The 14,478-nt window shown below is 71.3% G+C and carries 18 protein-coding genes; 12 read left to right on the top strand and 6 right to left on the bottom strand.

What is annotated here, in order from left to right; genetic code table 11:
* From Q0W60_RS09665 to Q0W60_RS09640, 6 genes are all read left to right on the top strand, one after another.
* Complete coding sequence (locus tag Q0W60_RS09665) at positions 1–696, top strand: VIT family protein (protein ID WP_297694973.1); 696 nt, start codon at positions 1–3, stop codon at positions 694–696.
* A gap of 276 nt (positions 697–972) precedes the next feature.
* Positions 973–1,143 (top strand): hypothetical protein, encoded by a 171-nt coding sequence (locus tag Q0W60_RS09660; protein ID WP_297694971.1) that lies wholly within the window; start codon positions 973–975, stop codon positions 1,141–1,143.
* Between the two features lie 238 nt (positions 1,144–1,381).
* Positions 1,382–2,170, top strand: a complete 789-nt coding sequence (locus Q0W60_RS09655) for a glucose 1-dehydrogenase (protein ID WP_297694969.1) — start codon at positions 1,382–1,384, stop codon at positions 2,168–2,170.
* Positions 2,167–2,760 carry a carboxymuconolactone decarboxylase family protein gene (locus tag Q0W60_RS09650; protein WP_297694967.1) on the top strand — a complete coding sequence of 198 codons (594 nt, stop codon included), beginning with the start codon at positions 2,167–2,169 and terminating at the stop codon, positions 2,758–2,760. The genes Q0W60_RS09655 and Q0W60_RS09650 overlap by 4 nt, the downstream gene beginning before the upstream one ends.
* A 154-nt stretch (positions 2,761–2,914) precedes the next feature.
* Complete coding sequence (gene greA / locus Q0W60_RS09645; protein ID WP_297694965.1) at positions 2,915–3,388, top strand: transcription elongation factor GreA; 474 nt, start codon at positions 2,915–2,917, stop codon at positions 3,386–3,388.
* A 137-nt stretch (positions 3,389–3,525) separates the two neighbouring features.
* On the top strand, positions 3,526–5,052 hold the full coding sequence (locus Q0W60_RS09640) for a calcium-binding protein (RefSeq protein WP_297694963.1): 1,527 nt from the start codon (positions 3,526–3,528) through the stop codon (positions 5,050–5,052).
* Positions 5,053–5,114: 62 nt separating this feature from the next.
* On the opposite strand, the gene Q0W60_RS09635 is transcribed toward Q0W60_RS09640, so the two are convergent.
* On the bottom strand, positions 5,115–5,330 hold the full coding sequence (locus Q0W60_RS09635) for a hypothetical protein (protein ID WP_297694961.1): 216 nt from the start codon (positions 5,328–5,330) through the stop codon (positions 5,115–5,117).
* Between the two features lie 34 nt (positions 5,331–5,364).
* On the opposite strand from Q0W60_RS09635, the gene trxB reads away from it, so the two are divergent.
* From trxB to Q0W60_RS09620, 3 genes are all read left to right on the top strand, one after another.
* Positions 5,365–6,378 (top strand): thioredoxin-disulfide reductase, encoded by a 1,014-nt coding sequence (trxB, locus tag Q0W60_RS09630; RefSeq protein ID WP_297694959.1) that lies wholly within the window; start codon positions 5,365–5,367, stop codon positions 6,376–6,378.
* A 69-nt stretch (positions 6,379–6,447) separates the two neighbouring features.
* The gene (locus Q0W60_RS09625) at positions 6,448–6,654 is read left to right on the top strand and encodes a hypothetical protein (protein ID WP_297694957.1); all 207 of its coding nucleotides are present in this window, start codon (positions 6,448–6,450) and stop codon (positions 6,652–6,654) included.
* A gap of 39 nt (positions 6,655–6,693) precedes the next feature.
* Positions 6,694–7,179 carry an N-acetyltransferase gene (locus tag Q0W60_RS09620; protein WP_297694956.1) on the top strand — a complete coding sequence of 162 codons (486 nt, stop codon included), beginning with the start codon at positions 6,694–6,696 and terminating at the stop codon, positions 7,177–7,179.
* Positions 7,180–7,181: 2 nt separating this feature from the next.
* Here the strand turns inward: Q0W60_RS09620 and Q0W60_RS09615 are convergent, their stop codons facing one another.
* A complete protein-coding gene (locus Q0W60_RS09615; protein WP_297694954.1) occupies positions 7,182–8,285 on the bottom strand; it encodes a cell wall hydrolase in 1,104 nt (367 codons plus the stop codon).
* Between the two features lie 271 nt (positions 8,286–8,556).
* Here Q0W60_RS09615 and nadA point away from each other — a divergent pair, with 271 nt between their 5' ends.
* The 3 genes from nadA (at position 8,557) to nadC (ending at position 12,109) form a co-directional block, all read left to right on the top strand.
* The gene (nadA, locus tag Q0W60_RS09610; protein WP_297694952.1) at positions 8,557–9,672 is read left to right on the top strand and encodes a quinolinate synthase NadA; all 1,116 of its coding nucleotides are present in this window, start codon (positions 8,557–8,559) and stop codon (positions 9,670–9,672) included.
* Positions 9,673–9,743: 71 nt separating this feature from the next.
* Positions 9,744–11,267, top strand: coding sequence for an L-aspartate oxidase (locus Q0W60_RS09605; protein ID WP_297694950.1), 1,524 nt, complete (start codon positions 9,744–9,746; stop codon positions 11,265–11,267).
* Positions 11,264–12,109, top strand: a complete 846-nt coding sequence (nadC, locus tag Q0W60_RS09600) for a carboxylating nicotinate-nucleotide diphosphorylase (protein WP_297694948.1) — start codon at positions 11,264–11,266, stop codon at positions 12,107–12,109. Before Q0W60_RS09605 ends, nadC begins: the two co-directional genes overlap by 4 nt.
* Before the next feature lie 53 nt (positions 12,110–12,162).
* Here the strand turns inward: nadC and Q0W60_RS09595 are convergent, their stop codons facing one another.
* The 4 genes from Q0W60_RS09595 to Q0W60_RS09580 form a co-directional block, all read right to left on the bottom strand.
* On the bottom strand, positions 12,163–12,627 hold the full coding sequence (locus Q0W60_RS09595) for an SRPBCC family protein (protein ID WP_297694946.1): 465 nt from the start codon (positions 12,625–12,627) through the stop codon (positions 12,163–12,165).
* Entirely contained in the window at positions 12,627–12,962 is a 336-nt protein-coding gene (locus Q0W60_RS09590) for a metalloregulator ArsR/SmtB family transcription factor (protein ID WP_297694944.1), read from the bottom strand. Before Q0W60_RS09590 ends, Q0W60_RS09595 begins: the two co-directional genes overlap by 1 nt.
* Before the next feature lie 31 nt (positions 12,963–12,993).
* Entirely contained in the window at positions 12,994–13,632 is a 639-nt protein-coding gene (locus Q0W60_RS09585; protein WP_297694942.1) for a hypothetical protein, read from the bottom strand.
* Positions 13,633–13,818: 186 nt separating this feature from the next.
* On the bottom strand, positions 13,819–14,478 hold a 660-nt coding region (locus tag Q0W60_RS09580), incomplete at its 5' end, for a DJ-1/PfpI family protein (RefSeq protein ID WP_297694940.1).

Genomic DNA, 14,478 nt, shown 5'->3' with positions numbered 1-14,478 from the left:
ATGGCCCGACGACACATGGAACGGCACCTGGTGCATCGGATCGGCTGGCTCAGGGCCGCCGTCCTGGGCGCCAACGACGGCGTCGTTTCGACCGCCAGTCTGGTGGTCGGCGTGGCCGCCGCCGCGCAGGGCCGCACCGAGATCTTGCTGGCGGCCGCCGCAGGGCTGACGGCGGGCGCGTTCTCGATGGCCGCCGGCGAGTATGTCTCGGTCTCCAGCCAGGCCGATACGGAGCACGCCGACCTGGCGCGCGAGCGACGAGAGCTCGCCGAGCAGCCGGCGTTCGAGCGCGAGGAACTGGCCCACCTCTACGCCGCTCGGGGCGTCGATCTCGAGCTGGCGCGCAAGGTCGCCGACCAGCTGATGGCGAAGGACGCGCTGGGCGCGCACGCCCGCGACGAGCTCGGCATCTCCGACATCAGCACCGCGCGGCCGATCCAGGCCGCGCTCACCTCGGCGCTCACCTTCTCCGCCGGCGCGGCCGCGCCGCTCATCGCGGCCCTCGCCTCGCCAAGAGCGTGGATCGCACCCGTCGTCGCCGCGACCGCGATCGTCATTCTCGCGATATTGGGGGCGATCGGCGCACGGACCGGAGGGGCGGGCATGTGGAAGGCCGTCCTTCGCGTGACGTTCTGGGGCGCCCTGGCGCTCGCCGCCACCGCGGGGGTCGGCGCGCTGTTCGGGGTGTCCGCCTAGCTCCCCAGCGGGAACCGCTACCTGCGTTCCTGAGGGGCCAGTTCGCCCGTGGCGCGAAGGTCGCACGCCCCGAGGTTGTGACCGCGCGCGCCAAGCCCCTTGGTTGACCAGCGTTCCTTCCGGGCGCACCATCCGTCCATCGCCTGACTGGTGCAGGCGGCACTAGGGCGCGCTCCGGCGGCCCGGGACTGAGCGGCCGGAACGGCGTCCTCGCGGCGCCTGTCGCAGTTCGGCGGAGGACCGAGGGGTCCTCCCGGTAGGATTGCGAGGAAGCTAATGTCGACCGAGCATCATGGTGAAGTTCATCACCACCGTAAGCGTAATACGGCTTTGCGCGTCGAGAGCATGATCCAGATGTTCATGGTCATCGCGGCGGCCATCCTGGCCATCGCACTGATCTATGGCGTGGTGAGCACCGGCTCGTCCGCGCCGGCGTGGATGCGCTAGGGCCGCAGGGCTTCAGGCGTATTGAGGGCGCGCGCGGGGCGGTGAGTCCCGCGGCGCCTCGACCGATCTGGGGGGCGTTCGCCGGGACCTGTGCCCGCACGGGGGATTTTTGTGACTCTCCCGACCTCCTACGCGTCTCCCGACCTCCTACGCGGCTCGCTGCGATTGACGTCGGGTCGCGCTGGCGAGCCCTGCCGCCCTGCGCTAGGCCTTGGCGAGAGCGCAGGGAGGATGAGCCATGGCTGGTCGGGTGGATGGCAAGGTGGCGCTGGTCACCGGCGGCGCGAGCGGCATCGGCCGCGGCTGCGCCGAGCGGCTAGCCGAGGAAGGCGCAGCCGTCGTCATCACCGACCTGCAGGACCTCAAGGGCGAGGAGACCGTGCAGGCCATCGCCAAGGCCGGAGGCAAAGCGCGTTACCTGCACCACGACGTCACTGACGAGGCCGCCTGGCAGGAGGTCATCGCCGACCTCCGCGGCAAGGAAGGCCGGCTCGACATCCTGGTCAACAACGCCGGCATCGGCCTGGGCGGGTCGATCTTCGAAATGAGCCTGGCCGATTTCAAACGCCAGCAGGCGGTCAACGTCGAGGGCGTGTTCCTGGGCGTGAAGCACGCGATCCCGCTGATGCGCCAAGGCGGCGGCGGCAGCGTCATCAACATGAGCTCGGTGGCCGGCCTGAAGGGCTCGCCGTCGCTGGCGGCCTACTGCGCGACCAAGGGCGCGGTTCGGCTGTTCACCAAGGCCGTCGCGATGGAGTGCGCCAACGCCAAGGACGGGGTGCGGGTGAACTCCGTCCACCCGGGGATCATCGAGACGCCGATCTGGCTGACGGTGATGCCGCAGGGGGGCGGGGCCGGGACCAACGCGCCGCCGGACCTCGACGCCATGAGCCAGATGGCCGTGCCGCTTGGCGTCAAGGGCTATCCGCTGGACATCGCCAACGGCGTCCTGTGGCTGGCCTGCGAGGAGAGCCGCTACGTGACCGGCGCGGAGCTGGTGATCGACGGCGGGCTGTCCGTGCGATGACCCGGCGAGCGGCCGGCGACGGCGCGCAGGCGCGGTTTCCGGCGCTTGCGCCCGAGGCGATGAGCCCGGCGCAGCGGCAGGCGGCCGAGGCGATCGCGGCGGGGCCGCGCGGCGGCCTGCGGGGGCCCTTCAACGCCTGGCTGCGCAGCCCGGAGCTGGCCGACAGGGCCCAGCGGCTGGGCGAATATCTCCGCTTCCGCTCGAGCGTCCCGAAGCGGCTGAATGAGCTCGCGATCCTGATCACCGCCCGGGCGTGGGACGCGGAGTTCGAGTGGCACGCCCACTATCCGCTCGCGCTGCGGGCGGGGCTGGACCCCGCCGTCGCGGCGGACATCGCGGCGGGCAAGCGCCCGGCGGCCATGGCCGAGGACGAGGCCGCCGTGTTCGACTTCGCGACCGAGCTGCGGCGCGACAAGCGGGTGAGCGAGGCGGTGTTCGCACGCGCCAAGGCGGCGCTGGGCGAGCAGGGCGTGGTCGATCTGATCGGGGTGCTGGGCTACTACGACCTGGTCTCGATGACCCTCAACGTGGCCCAGGTGAAGCCGCCGGAACCGGGTCCCCTGCCCCTGCCCCCGCGCCCGCATTCCTGAGGCGGGTGCGCTGGCGCACTGAATTATTGACGGCGTCCCGCGCACGATCCCTTGAGTTTTGCGGCGCACAATTCTATCTTCGCCGCCCCCGGACGCCTGCGCCCGCGGCCGGACGTTTGTGGACCACCAGGGCGATACCCGAGTCATCACCTCAATGGAAAAAGTGCCGATGACCGCCGAGGGCTACAGGGCCCTCGACGAAGAGCTGAAGCGTTTGAAGACGGTGGAGCGACCGGCGGTGATCGCGCAGATCGCCGAGGCCCGGACGCACGGCGACCTGTCGGAGAACGCCGAGTACCATGCCGCCAAGGAGCGGCAGGGCTGGATCGAGGGCCGCATCGCCGAGATCGAGGACAAGATGGCGCGCGCCCAGGTGATCGACGTCTCCAAGCTCTCCGGCGCGCAGGTGAAGTTCGGGGCCACGGTGTCGCTCGTCGACGAGGACACCGACGAGGAAGCCCGCTACCAGATCGTCGGCGAGCACGAGGCCGACGTGAAACAGGGCCGCGTCTCGATCAGCTCGCCGCTGGCGCGGGCCATGATCGGCAAGGAGACGGGCGACGTCGTGGAGGTGAACACCCCGGGCGGCGTGAAGGCCTACGAGATCACCAAGGTGGAGTGGGCCTGAGCGGCCCCATCCGGCGCTAATCGGGTCTCGGCGGGCTCCGGGTTTCGGGGCGCGCCGCGCCTCGCCGTTGCGGCGCAAGGATTTCGCAACCTCCATGGGTCATCATCCGCACTCGTCGTCAGAGTGGGGATTGATCTGTGTCGAACTTCTTCTGGGATACGCTGACTGCCGACCAGGCGGCGATCTTCACGAGCAGCGATCGGCTGTTCTTCCAGGTCGGCAGCGCGTCTGAGGTCACGGTCATCTTCAACCCGTTCACGACCACGACCCCGGCGACGATCACCATCAGCGCCTTCGGCCTGAGCCAGACGTTCCCCGACGCGGGCGGCGCGGGCGCGATCCGCGGCCTGGTGGACACCGATTTCATGCAGACCGGCTCGATGCTGTTCATCGGCACGACCGGCGACGACATCCAGTCCGGGACGGCGGCGGCCGACGGCCTGTACGGCGGGACGGGCGACGACACGCTGAGCGGACTCGACGACAACGACCTGCTGCAGGGCAACCAGGGCGCCGACAGCCTGAACGGCGGGGCGGGCAGCGACGTGATCTTCGGCGGCCAGGGCGGCGACACCATCGACGTGGGCTCCGGCACGAACTTCGCGCAGGGCAACCTGGGCGACGACACCATCATCGCCGCGGGCACGAGCGACCTGCTGCTCGGCGGCCAAGGCAACGACAGCATCGACGCCAGCGCGGCGACCAACGCCTTCATGCTGGGCAACCTCGGCGACGACACCCTCATGGGCGGCGCCGGGAGCGACACGCTGCAGGGCCAGGACGGCAACGACGTCCTGAACGGCGGAACCGGCGGAACCGACAGCCTCGATGGCGGCGCGGGCGACGACCAGCTCACCTACCAGGGCGGCGGCGTCATCTCCGGCGGCGACGGCAACGACCTCATCACCGGCACGAGCACGACGGCCTCGGCGACCGTCGACGGCGGCGCCGGCAACGACGAGATCAATGTCGCGGGCACGGGCCTGGTGACCGGCGGCGCAGGCGACGACGACATCGCCACGGGCGCGGCCAACATTACCGTCAGCGGTGACGACGGCGCCGACACCATCACCACCGCCGGGGGCATCGACCACCTCGATGGCGGCGCGGGCAACGATCAGATCTCCTTCGCCGGCGGCGGGACCATGCTGGGCGGCGACGGCGACGACACCATCGACGGCTCGAGCTCGGCGACCTCCGTCTCGATCGACGGCGGCGCCGGCAACGACATGATCGTGGGCACGAGCGCGGCCGACACCATCACCGGCGGCGTCGGCGACGACACCATCACCGCCGGCCAGGGCCGCGACATCATCACCGGCGGCGGCGGCAACGACGAGTTCGTCTTCGCCCAGGGCGACACCACGCCGACCGGCGGCCTGTGGGACGTGATCAACGACTGGCAGAGCGGCGACAAGCTGCACTTCGCCGGCGCCGCGGTGACGGCGTCCACCTATACCGAGACGATCACCGCCACCGACGCGCAGAGCGCCCAGACCAGCGCCGCGGCCGAGATCGGCTCGGGCGCGCACGATGTGGTGGCGATCCAGGTCGGCTCCGACGTGCTGGTGTTCGTGGACAGCAACGCCGACAACACCCTCGGCGACGCCGTGGTGCTGGTCGGCAAGAGCCTGGCCGACATCGACTCGACCAACTTCGTCTGACGTCTCGGCGAGAGACAGACAGAGAGGGCCGCTCTCCGGGGCGGCCCTTTTGCCGTGCGCCGCTAGTGCAGGGCGAACTCCGAGGCGCCGTCGGTCAGCGCCGGCCGGCGCGCGCCGCGGCCCTTCAGGCCCGCCGCGACGCCGAGCGCGGCGCCGGCTCCCAGGCCCGCCAGCGCGCCCAGCGCCAGGACGCGCATGCCCAGACCCAACGCCACGCCGACGCCGAGCGCCGCTCCGACGCCGGCCCACAGGCCCATGTTCTTCATCGGCTGGTCCATCGCACCGCTCCAGAATCGCGCCTACATTACGGAAATGGCCGAAGATCGTTCCGACCCCCGCCCCGTTCGCTGCCTGATCATCGGATCGGGGCCGGCAGGCTACACCGCCGCCATCTACGCGGCCCGCGCGTTGCTGAAGCCGGTGCTGATCCAGGGCATCCAGCCGGGCGGCCAGCTCACCATCACCACCGACGTCGAGAACTATCCGGGCTTCGCCGAGGTGATCCAGGGCCCGTGGCTGATGGAGCAGCTGCAGGCGCAGGCCGAGCATGTGGGGACCGAGGTGGTGACCGACATCGTGCTCGAAGCCGACCTCTCGCAGCGGCCGTTCCGGCTCACCTGCGACTCCGGCCAGGTGTGGCTCGCCGAGACGCTGATCATCGCCACCGGCGCGCAGGCGAAGTGGCTGGGGATCGCCTCGGAGCAGCGGTTCCAGGGGTTCGGCGTGTCGGCCTGCGCCACCTGCGACGGCTTTTTCTACCGCGGCAAGCAGGTGGTGGTGGTGGGCGGCGGCAACACGGCGGTGGAAGAGGCCCTGTTCCTCACCAACTTCGCCTCCAAGGTCACGGTCGTGCACCGTCGCGACGAATTCCGCGCCGAGAAGATCCTGCAGGAACGCCTGTTCGCCCACCCGAAGATCGAGGTGGTCTGGAATGCGGTCGTCGACGAGGTGCTGGGCCGCGAGGACCCGATGGGCGTCACCGGCGTGCGCCTGAAGGACGTGGCGGGCGGCGCGACGCGGGAGATCGCCTGCGACGGGGTGTTCGTGGCCATCGGCCACGCGCCCGCCTCGCAGCTGTTCACGGGCCAGCTGGAGATGGACGCGAGCGGCTATCTGAAGGTGAAGCCGGGCAGCGCCTCGACGGCGGTGGCGGGGGTCTATGCGGCTGGCGACGTCACCGACGACCTCTATCGGCAGGCGGTCACGGCGGCGGGCATGGGCTGCATGGCGGCGCTCGAGGCGGTGCGGTTCCTGGCCGAGGAGGACCACCGCAAGGCGCATCATCCGATCAGCCACGCCGAGGCCGAGAAGATCGGGGTCTGGTGATTTCGCGATCGGGTTCCGGCCGGCGCAACTTCCGGCTTCCCTCAGGGGTTGACCGCCCCGAGAGCAGGCATGCGCGACAGCGATCGGTATATGGCGCAGGCGGACGCCGTGCTGCGGATGGCGGCCCGGGTCGGAAACCCGGCCGAGAAGCAGGTCTATGAGACCATCGCTCAGGGCTGGCGCAGGCTCGCAGCCGAGGCCAAGCGCAACGAGCAGCACGACGAGACCGCCCGCGAGCGAGCCAAGCGGCGCGCCCTGCCCGCCAGCAAGAGCTGAGCCTCGCCCGACGCCGACCCAAGGTCTAGGCTCGCGGTCATGATCCGCTACGCCGCCGCCCGCGATCATGCCGCCATCTCGCAGCTCGTCGAGCAGGCCTTCGGCCGTCCGGCGGAGGCGCGCCTCGTCGAGGGCCTCAGGGCCAACGAGGACGCCATGTTCGAACTGGTGGCCGAAGAAGCCGGCGAGATCGCCGGTCACATCATGTTCAGCCGGCTTTGGGCCGATCGCGACGAACTCTATGCGGCGCTCGCCCCGCTGGCGGTGCGGCCGAAGCATCAGCGGAAGGGGCTGGGCGCGGCGCTGGTGCGGGCCGGCCTGGAGAGCGCGCCGCAGTTCGGCGCGTTCGGCGTGCTGGTGCTGGGAGATCCCGCCTATTACGGCCGCTTCGGCTTCTCGGCGGCGACGGCGGCGCAGGTCGCAAGCCCCTGGCGCGGGCGGCCGGCGTTCATGGCGCTGGCGCTGGGCGAAGGCGCCTTCGACCGGCCGCTGTCGGTGGCCTATCCGGACGCCTTCGGCGCCTGAGCCTACTCGGCGGCGAGCGTCTGGGCTCCGGCGGCGGCGACCTGGGCGGCGGCCGGGCGAGCGGCGGCCGCGACGCCAGGAGCGTCCATCCCGGCTTCCAGCGACGCCAGGCGGGCGTTGATCCTGGCGACCTCGTCGCGGGTCGGCTGGCGGCGCGCGGCGACCAGCACCCCCGGCGCGGCCGGCGCGCCTCTGGGCCCGACATCGGCCACCTTGTAGGTGCGCGGCTCGCCGCCAGCGGCGAGCGTCACCTCCCGCGGCGGCGGCGCAGGCTCGGGTCCGTCGCGGTTCAGGATGGCTGCGGTGAGTTCGGCCTCGTGGCCAGCGTAGCGGCCGGTGAAGGCGCCCGGCTCGCCCCAACTGCCGGTCCAGCGGTAGAAGATCTGCTGGCCCACCTGGGTCATCTTGACCAGCGTCGGCGCCCAGTAGGGAGCGACGTAGTCGGCGTGATAGTGCGTGGCTGAGCCCACCGCCTTGTCGACGAAGCCGGAGAGCGCCTTCCTGGCCACGCCCACCGCGCGGCTCCAGAGCTCGGGATCGGGCGCATATCGCAGGGAGCCATCGCACGTGAAGGTGAACTGGCAGCCGGTGGAGCGCGCCGCGCCCTCGTAGACGACCCCGCAGACCGACTTCGGATAGGCCGGATGGCGCAGTCGGTTCAGCACCACCTGGGCGACGGCCTCCTCGCCCTGCACCGGTTCGCGGCCCGCTTCGTAATAGACCGCCTGCGCCAGGCAGCGGACGGCGCGCGCCCAATCAGGGCCATCGGCCTTCAGCACGAAAGGCCGCATCGGCTCGATCGGCTCGTCTGCGAACGGCCGCTGCGCATTGAGCGCGATCGCGGCCTCGCCGGTCGCCTGCAGGGGACCGGACGCTGGGATGCCGTTGATCGGCCCCGCCTGGCCGAGCCCGAGGCTGGTCGGATCGACGCCCGCAGCAAGCTTCTGGAGCTCAAGGATGGAAAGCCGGGCCGAGCTCAGGCGAACCATATCGGGCTTCTGCGCCGCCGTGGGTGAAGCCGCGCCGGCGCCGAGCGCCAGCAGCGCGCCGCTCACGGCGGCCCCGCGCCCGAGCGGGCCGGTTGCGATCCAACGAAAGTAGCTCACGAGTTGTTGACGGCCCCCTCTCGTTCCGGCTTCGGCGAGCCACATGCCCCGCCAAAACCGGCGAAAACAAGGAACATTCCCCCTGATGCGCCGTACGGGCTCGCCATATAGGCCCCGGCCCCGGATGCGCAAACGCGACCGAACACCGCTCCGCGAACGGCAGTGACTTGCATTGGCCTCGGCTGCGGCTATATGGTGCATCAGGTTATGCTCCGATTGAGCAAAACTTGACGCCAGGTCAGCTGGCCTGGCGTTTATTCGGCCCGTAGAAATGCTCAATTTGAGCATAAGGGAGGTTCGCATGGCCGCCGACGGGTTCCAATTCGCCTTCACGCCCGAGGTCCAGGCGGCGACCGCGCCGGCGTGGGAGAAGGTGAAACGCCACATCACGCCGATGGAATGGCGCGGCCAGGCGCCGCTGATCGCCGAGATCAACCGGCTGAAGCGCGAGAAGGACGCCGTCATCCTGGCCCACAACTACATGACACCGGAGATCTTCCACGGCGTCGGCGACTACGTGGGCGACAGCCTGGGCCTGGCGAAGGAGGCGGCGAAGTCGCAGGCCAAGGTGATCGTCCAGGCGGGCGTGCACTTCATGGCCGAGACGTCGAAAGTGCTCTCGCCGGAGAAGACCGTGCTCATCCCCGACCTGCGCGCCGGCTGCTCGCTGGCGAGCTCGATCACCGCCGCCGACGTGCGGCTTATCAAGCAGCGCTACCCGGGTCTGCCGGTGGTCACCTACGTGAACACCTCGGCCGAGGTGAAGGCCGAGACCGACATCTGCTGCACCAGCGCCAACGCCGTGCAGGTGGTCGAGGCGGCCGCCCGCCAGTGGGGAGTCGAGCGGGTGATCCTGATCCCCGACGAGTTCCTGGCCCGCAACGTGGCGCGGCAGACCGACGTCGGCATCATCGCCTGGAAGGGCCGCTGCGAGGTCCACGAACGGTTCACCGCGGCCGACATCGTCGAGCTGAAGGCCGCTTATCCGGACGCCGAGGTCCTGGCCCATCCGGAATGCCCCGCCGAGGTGCTGGAAGTCGCCGATTTCGCCGGCTCGACCGCGGCGATGAACGACTACGTCCTGAGGCGCCGGCCCAAGCGCGTCGTGCTGATCACCGAATGCTCGATGGCCGACAACGTCGCGGCCGACGCGCACGAGACCGAGTTCGTGCGGCCCTGCAATCTCTGCCCGCACATGAAGCGGATCACGCTGGAGAACATCTACGACGCCCTGCTGCACGGCCGGCACGAGGTGACGGTGGATCCGGCGATCTCCGAGCGTGCGCGGCTCGCGGTCCAGCGGATGGTCGACCTGCCGCCCCCGGCGAAGCCCGCGCGCTACGATCTGATCAAGGCCCGCCACCACGTCGACGTGGAGCTGATCTAGTGGCCCTCCTTCGCCAAGGCTACGGAAGGTTTGGGCCCGATCCTTCGAAGCTCCGGAACGGGGCGACGTAGATGGAGCGGCTGCGGCATGACGGCGTGCTGGTCGTCGGCGCGGGCCTGGCGGGGCTCTCCGCGGCGCTGGCCGCCGCGCCGCGCAAGGTCCTGCTGCTCACCGGCGCGACGCTCAACCATGGCTGCTCGTCGGCCTGGGCCCAGGGCGGCATGGCCGCGGCGCTGGCGGCGGACGACGCCCCGGCGCTGCACGCCGCGGACACGGTCGCGGCCGGCGCCGGCCTGGTGGATCCGGCGATGGCGCAGCTGCTCGCCGAGGAAGGCCCGGCCGCCGTCCGCGCCCTGGCCGCGCTCGGCGCACCCTTCGACCGCCGTCCGGGCGGCGAATTCGCCCAGAGCCTGGAGGCCGCCCACTCGAGGCCGCGCGTCGCCCGCGTCAAGGGCGACCAGGCCGGCGGGGCGATCATGCAGGCGGTGAGCGTCGCCGCGCTCGCCGCGCCGCACATCCAGGTCCGGGTGGGCGCGAAGCTGCGCGGGATCCTGCAGGACACTGACGGCCGCGTGCGGGGCGTGATCGTCGAGATCGCAGGGCGGCTGACCGAGATTGTCGCCCCGGCCACGGTGCTCGCCACCGGCGGGATCGGCGGCCTCTATGCGGTCACCACCACGCCCGCCGAGCTGACGGGCGAAGGACTGGGCCTCGCCGCCTTGGCCGGCGCGGTGATCGGCGACCCCGAGTTCGTGCAGTTCCACCCGACCGCCATCGACATCGGCCGCGATCCGGCGCCGCTCGCCACCGAGGCGCTGCGCGGCGAAGGCGCGGTGCTGGTCAACGCGACGGGCGAGAGGTTCATGGCCCGCTATCATCCGGACGCCGAGCTCGCGCCGCGCGACGTGGTGGCGCGCGCGATCCACGCCGAGCGGGAGGCGGGGCGCGGCGCCTTCCTGGATGCGACGGAGGCCGTGGGCGGCCACTTCCCCGAGGAATTCCCCGGCGTGTTCGCCGCCTGCCTGTCAGGCGGCATCGATCCCCGCGTCCAGCCGATCCCGGTCGCGCCCGCCTGCCACTACCACATGGGCGGGATCGTCACCGACGCGGAGGGCCTCACGTCCCTGCCCGGCCTCTACGCGGCGGGCGAGTGCGCCTCGACGGGCGTGCACGGCGCGAACCGGCTCGCCTCCAACTCGCTGCTGGAAGCCGCCGTGTTCGGGACCCGGACGGGCCGAGCTGCTGCGGCGCAAGCCGATCCGGCGACCGCGCCGCTGTCCGCCCGGGCCGCGCCCGGGACGTCGGAGGCCGCGTTAGCGGCGCTGCGCGCGGGCATGAGCCGCGACGCCGGCGTGGTGCGCGATGCGGCCGGGCTGATGCGCCTGCTGGCCGAGATCGAGAGGCTCGAAGCGACGCTCGGTCGCGCGCCGGCGCTGGTCGCGGCGCGCCTGACCGCCGCCTGCGCCCTGGCGCGCGAGGAAAGCCGCGGCGCCCACTTCCGCACCGACGCGCCGGCGGCCAGGCCGGCGTCGCGGACGCTGGTGCGGCTGGCGGACCTCGACGGCGCGCGCGCGCTTCGCTTCGCGGCCGAATGATCGGAGCCCTCCCCGATCTGCTGATCGCGCCGGTGGTCAAGGCGGCGCTGGCGGAGGACCTCGGCCGCGCCGGCGATGTCACCGGCCAGGCGTGCATCGCCCCGGACGCCAGGCTCTCGGCGGTGTTCGCCACGCGCACGGCGGGCGTGGTCTGCGGCGGCGCCTGCGCCCGGCTGGCGATCGCCGAACTCGACCCAAGCGCCGGCTTCGAGGCGATCGTCGCCGATGGCGAGCCGGCGTCCCCCGGAACGGCGCTCGCCCGCGTCGAGGCGAATGCGCGGGCTCTGCTGGCGGCGGAACGCACCGCCCTCAACCTGATGAGTCGGCTCTCCGGGATCGCGACCCTGACCCGCGACTACGTGGCCGCGGTCGCCGGAACGCAGGCGCGGATCGTCGATACGCGCAAGACGACTCCGGGCCTGCGGGCGCTGGAGAAATACGCGGTGCGCTGCGGCGGCGGCGTGAACCACCGCTTCGGGCTCGATGACGCCATCCTGATCAAGGACAACCACGTCGCCGCCTGCGGCGGGGTCGCCGAAGCCGTGCGTCGCGCCAAGGCCTTCGCCGGACACCTGATGAAGGTGGAGGTCGAGGTCGACAGCCTGGGTCAGCTCGACGAGGCGCTGGGCGAGGCGCCGGACGTCATCATGCTCGACAATTTCAGTCTGGTGGATCTCCGTGAGGCGGTGCGGCGCGCCGGCGGGCGCGTGGTGCTGGAAGCCTCCGGAGGCGTCACGCTCGAGACGGTCCGCGCCATCGCCGAGACCGGCGTCGACGTGATCAGCGTGGGCGCCCTCACCCACTCCGCCAACGTGCTCGACATCGGCCTGGATGCGGCGTGAGAGCTTACAGCGAATTCCCTCTCCCGCCTCCTCGACGGAGCAGGGGTTCGGAACTAGGCGTCCGCCGGCTCGGCCGTCCGCTGCGGGACGAGCGCCTTGCCGGTCTCGATCAGGCTCTTGAGGTTGGAGAGGATCTGCGGCCAGCCGCCGGACACCGCCTCGATCAGCTTCGAGCCGGCGCGCGGCGCCGAATGGGTGACGGTGAGTTTCACGGCTTCGCCCTGCGGCTCCAGCTCGAACAGGCAGTGCGACCAGCCCTCTTCCTTGAGCTCCGGCCGGAACTCGTTGCGCCACTTGATGGCGAGCCGCTTGGGGGGCTCGAACTCCAGGACCTCGCCGGTGTCGGCGACGCGGCCGTCCGGGAACACCAGCTTCCAGGCGCCGCCGACCGTCCAGTCGGTCTCGGCGCGCACGCCCATCCACCACTGCGGGATGAAGTCGGTGTCGGTGAGCGCCCGCCACAGCGCCTCCGGCGTGGCGCGGATGAAGGTGACGTAGAGAAAGGTGCTTTCGGCCATCATGGCCTCCTCTTCTGAGGGGGATCAGTTTCGAGCGCCGCCTTGAGCGCGGACAGCGCCGCCAGCTGGCGTTCCTGGAACTTGGCGATCCAGCGCTCAGCGATGCCCTGGATCGGGACGGGGTTGAGGAAGTGCAGCTTCTCGCGGCCCTGGCGGCGGACGGCGACCAGATTGGCCGCCTCCAGGACGCCCAGGTGCTTGGCCACCGCCTGCCGCGTCATCTGCAGCCCGTCGCAAAGCTCGGACAGGGCCTGTCCGCTGGTCTCGCGAAGCCGGTCGAGCAACGCGCGGCGGGTGGGATCCGCCAAGGCTGCAAAGACCGCGTCGTCGTCCATGGCTCGTAATATGCAACCATTTAGTTGCATGTCAAGCCCGCGGGGAGCGGCGGCTATCCTCGTGTCTCTTGCGACCCGGCTCGCGGCCGGCGAGGGCCATTAGCACACCGAGCAGGTGGGCGTAGCCGCGCGCATCGTCGATCGCCTTGTGAGTGTGCTCGTGATGGCCGAGCCAATCCGCCGGCAAGGTCTTGGGATCGCACTCGGCGAAGTCCTGGCCGGTGACCGCCGCGGCGAAGGATTTCAGGCACAGTCCCGGACCGGCGAACAGCGGCTGCGCCGCGTAATGCCCCTCGATCAGCGCGTGCGGCGTGAAGCGCTTCAGGTAGGCGTCGATCCACATGCCGTCGAAGGCGACCGGGAAGGCCGCGAACAGCGCCGGGGCGCCGAGACCGCGGACGAAGGCCACGAACTGCGCCATGACGTCGGCCGGCGGCCGCGGATCGGCGGTTGCGGCCGCCCAGGCTTCCGGCTGGGTCTGGAACCAGGCGTAGGTGTCCGGGTCGCGGACGGCGCCGGGCAGCGGCTCGAGCACCGCCTCGAACACGCCCCGCGTCTCGCCTGAGGCGGTGACCGCCACCGAGGCGAAGGAGAGCATCGAGTGCTCGCCCGGCCGCGGCCCGTCGGCTTCTATGTCCGTCACCACGTAGACCGGCGCCATGCCCGACACGTCGTCCCTTCCCGAGGTCTGGATTCACCGGAACCAGCCTATCCGCGCCGGGTTCAGTCCCCAACCCAAGGAGGCCCAAAGGCGCAAGCCTTGGCGCGACCGGCTGCTAAGCGAGCCTGAACGCCCCGTCCAGGCGGGCCCGCAACGATGACGCCGGCATCGACGCAGCCTGGCAGACCCTGCTCCTCAAGCCGGCTGCAGGCGACGTGCGGCCTCGGCGGCGGCCCCCATCCGCGCCCGGGCGAGCGGCGCCATCCGCGCCTGGACGGCCGCCAACACCTCCGGGGACGCGCTCTTCGGGCTGCCCGCCCGGAACGGGGGATGCGGATCGTATTCCAGGCCGAGCTGGACCGCCTGGGCGTAGTCGGGACCGGCGAGCTCGGCCAGGAGCGTGAAGGCGAAGTCGATCCCGGCGGTCACCCCGCCGCCGGTGATCACGTTGCCGTCGCGCTCCACCCGCGCCTCGCTGACGATCGCGCCAAACGGGGTGAGCAGCTCACGCCAGGCCCAGTGGCAGGCGGCGCGCCGGCCGGCGAGGAAGCCCGCCGCGGCCAGGATCAGCGAGCCCGTGCAGACCGAGGTCAGGTAGCGGGCGCCGGCGCCGAGCCGGCGGATCTCTGCTATGAACACCTCGTCGAGCATAGCTTCGGCGCAGCCAACGCCGCCCGGCACGCAGAGCACGTCGCAGCGCTCCACCTTCGCGAGGTCGGCGAGCCCGGCGAAGACGAGCCCCTCCGCCGCGATGTCGCGCCCGCCCAGCGAGGCCACGATGACCTCCGCCTCCGGCGTGCGGACCAGCACCTGGTGAGGCCCGGTGAAGTCGAGGTGCGTCACCTGCGGGTAGAG

The organism is Phenylobacterium sp. (genome assembly GCF_025934275.1).
In the GTDB taxonomy this organism is placed as follows: Bacteria; Pseudomonadota; Alphaproteobacteria; order Caulobacterales; family Caulobacteraceae; genus Phenylobacterium.
This window is presented reverse-complemented; position numbering and strand designations above follow the sequence as displayed.

What these genes read in the sequence shown, in the direction of transcription:
- Q0W60_RS09595 (WP_297694946.1), bottom strand. Translation starts at nt 12,627, where the DNA reads ATGGCCGAAAGCACCTTTCTCTACGTCACCTTCATCCGCGCCACGCCG.
- Q0W60_RS09635 (WP_297694961.1), bottom strand. Translation starts at nt 5,330, where the DNA reads ATGGACCAGCCGATGAAGAACATGGGCCTGTGGGCCGGCGTCGGAGCG.
- nadA (WP_297694952.1), top strand. Translation starts at nt 8,557, where the DNA reads ATGCTCAATTTGAGCATAAGGGAGGTTCGCATGGCCGCCGACGGGTTC.
- Q0W60_RS09590 (WP_297694944.1), bottom strand. Translation starts at nt 12,962, where the DNA reads ATGGACGACGACGCGGTCTTTGCAGCCTTGGCGGATCCCACCCGCCGC.
- Q0W60_RS09660 (WP_297694971.1), top strand. Translation starts at nt 973, where the DNA reads ATGTCGACCGAGCATCATGGTGAAGTTCATCACCACCGTAAGCGTAAT.
- Q0W60_RS09650 (WP_297694967.1), top strand. Translation starts at nt 2,167, where the DNA reads ATGACCCGGCGAGCGGCCGGCGACGGCGCGCAGGCGCGGTTTCCGGCG.
- greA (WP_297694965.1), top strand. Translation starts at nt 2,915, where the DNA reads ATGGAAAAAGTGCCGATGACCGCCGAGGGCTACAGGGCCCTCGACGAA.
- Q0W60_RS09620 (WP_297694956.1), top strand. Translation starts at nt 6,694, where the DNA reads ATGATCCGCTACGCCGCCGCCCGCGATCATGCCGCCATCTCGCAGCTC.
- trxB (WP_297694959.1), top strand. Translation starts at nt 5,365, where the DNA reads ATGGCCGAAGATCGTTCCGACCCCCGCCCCGTTCGCTGCCTGATCATC.
- Q0W60_RS09665 (WP_297694973.1), top strand. Translation starts at nt 1, where the DNA reads ATGGCCCGACGACACATGGAACGGCACCTGGTGCATCGGATCGGCTGG.
- Q0W60_RS09625 (WP_297694957.1), top strand. Translation starts at nt 6,448, where the DNA reads ATGCGCGACAGCGATCGGTATATGGCGCAGGCGGACGCCGTGCTGCGG.
- Q0W60_RS09605 (WP_297694950.1), top strand. Translation starts at nt 9,744, where the DNA reads ATGGAGCGGCTGCGGCATGACGGCGTGCTGGTCGTCGGCGCGGGCCTG.
- nadC (WP_297694948.1), top strand. Translation starts at nt 11,264, where the DNA reads ATGATCGGAGCCCTCCCCGATCTGCTGATCGCGCCGGTGGTCAAGGCG.
- Q0W60_RS09655 (WP_297694969.1), top strand. Translation starts at nt 1,382, where the DNA reads ATGGCTGGTCGGGTGGATGGCAAGGTGGCGCTGGTCACCGGCGGCGCG.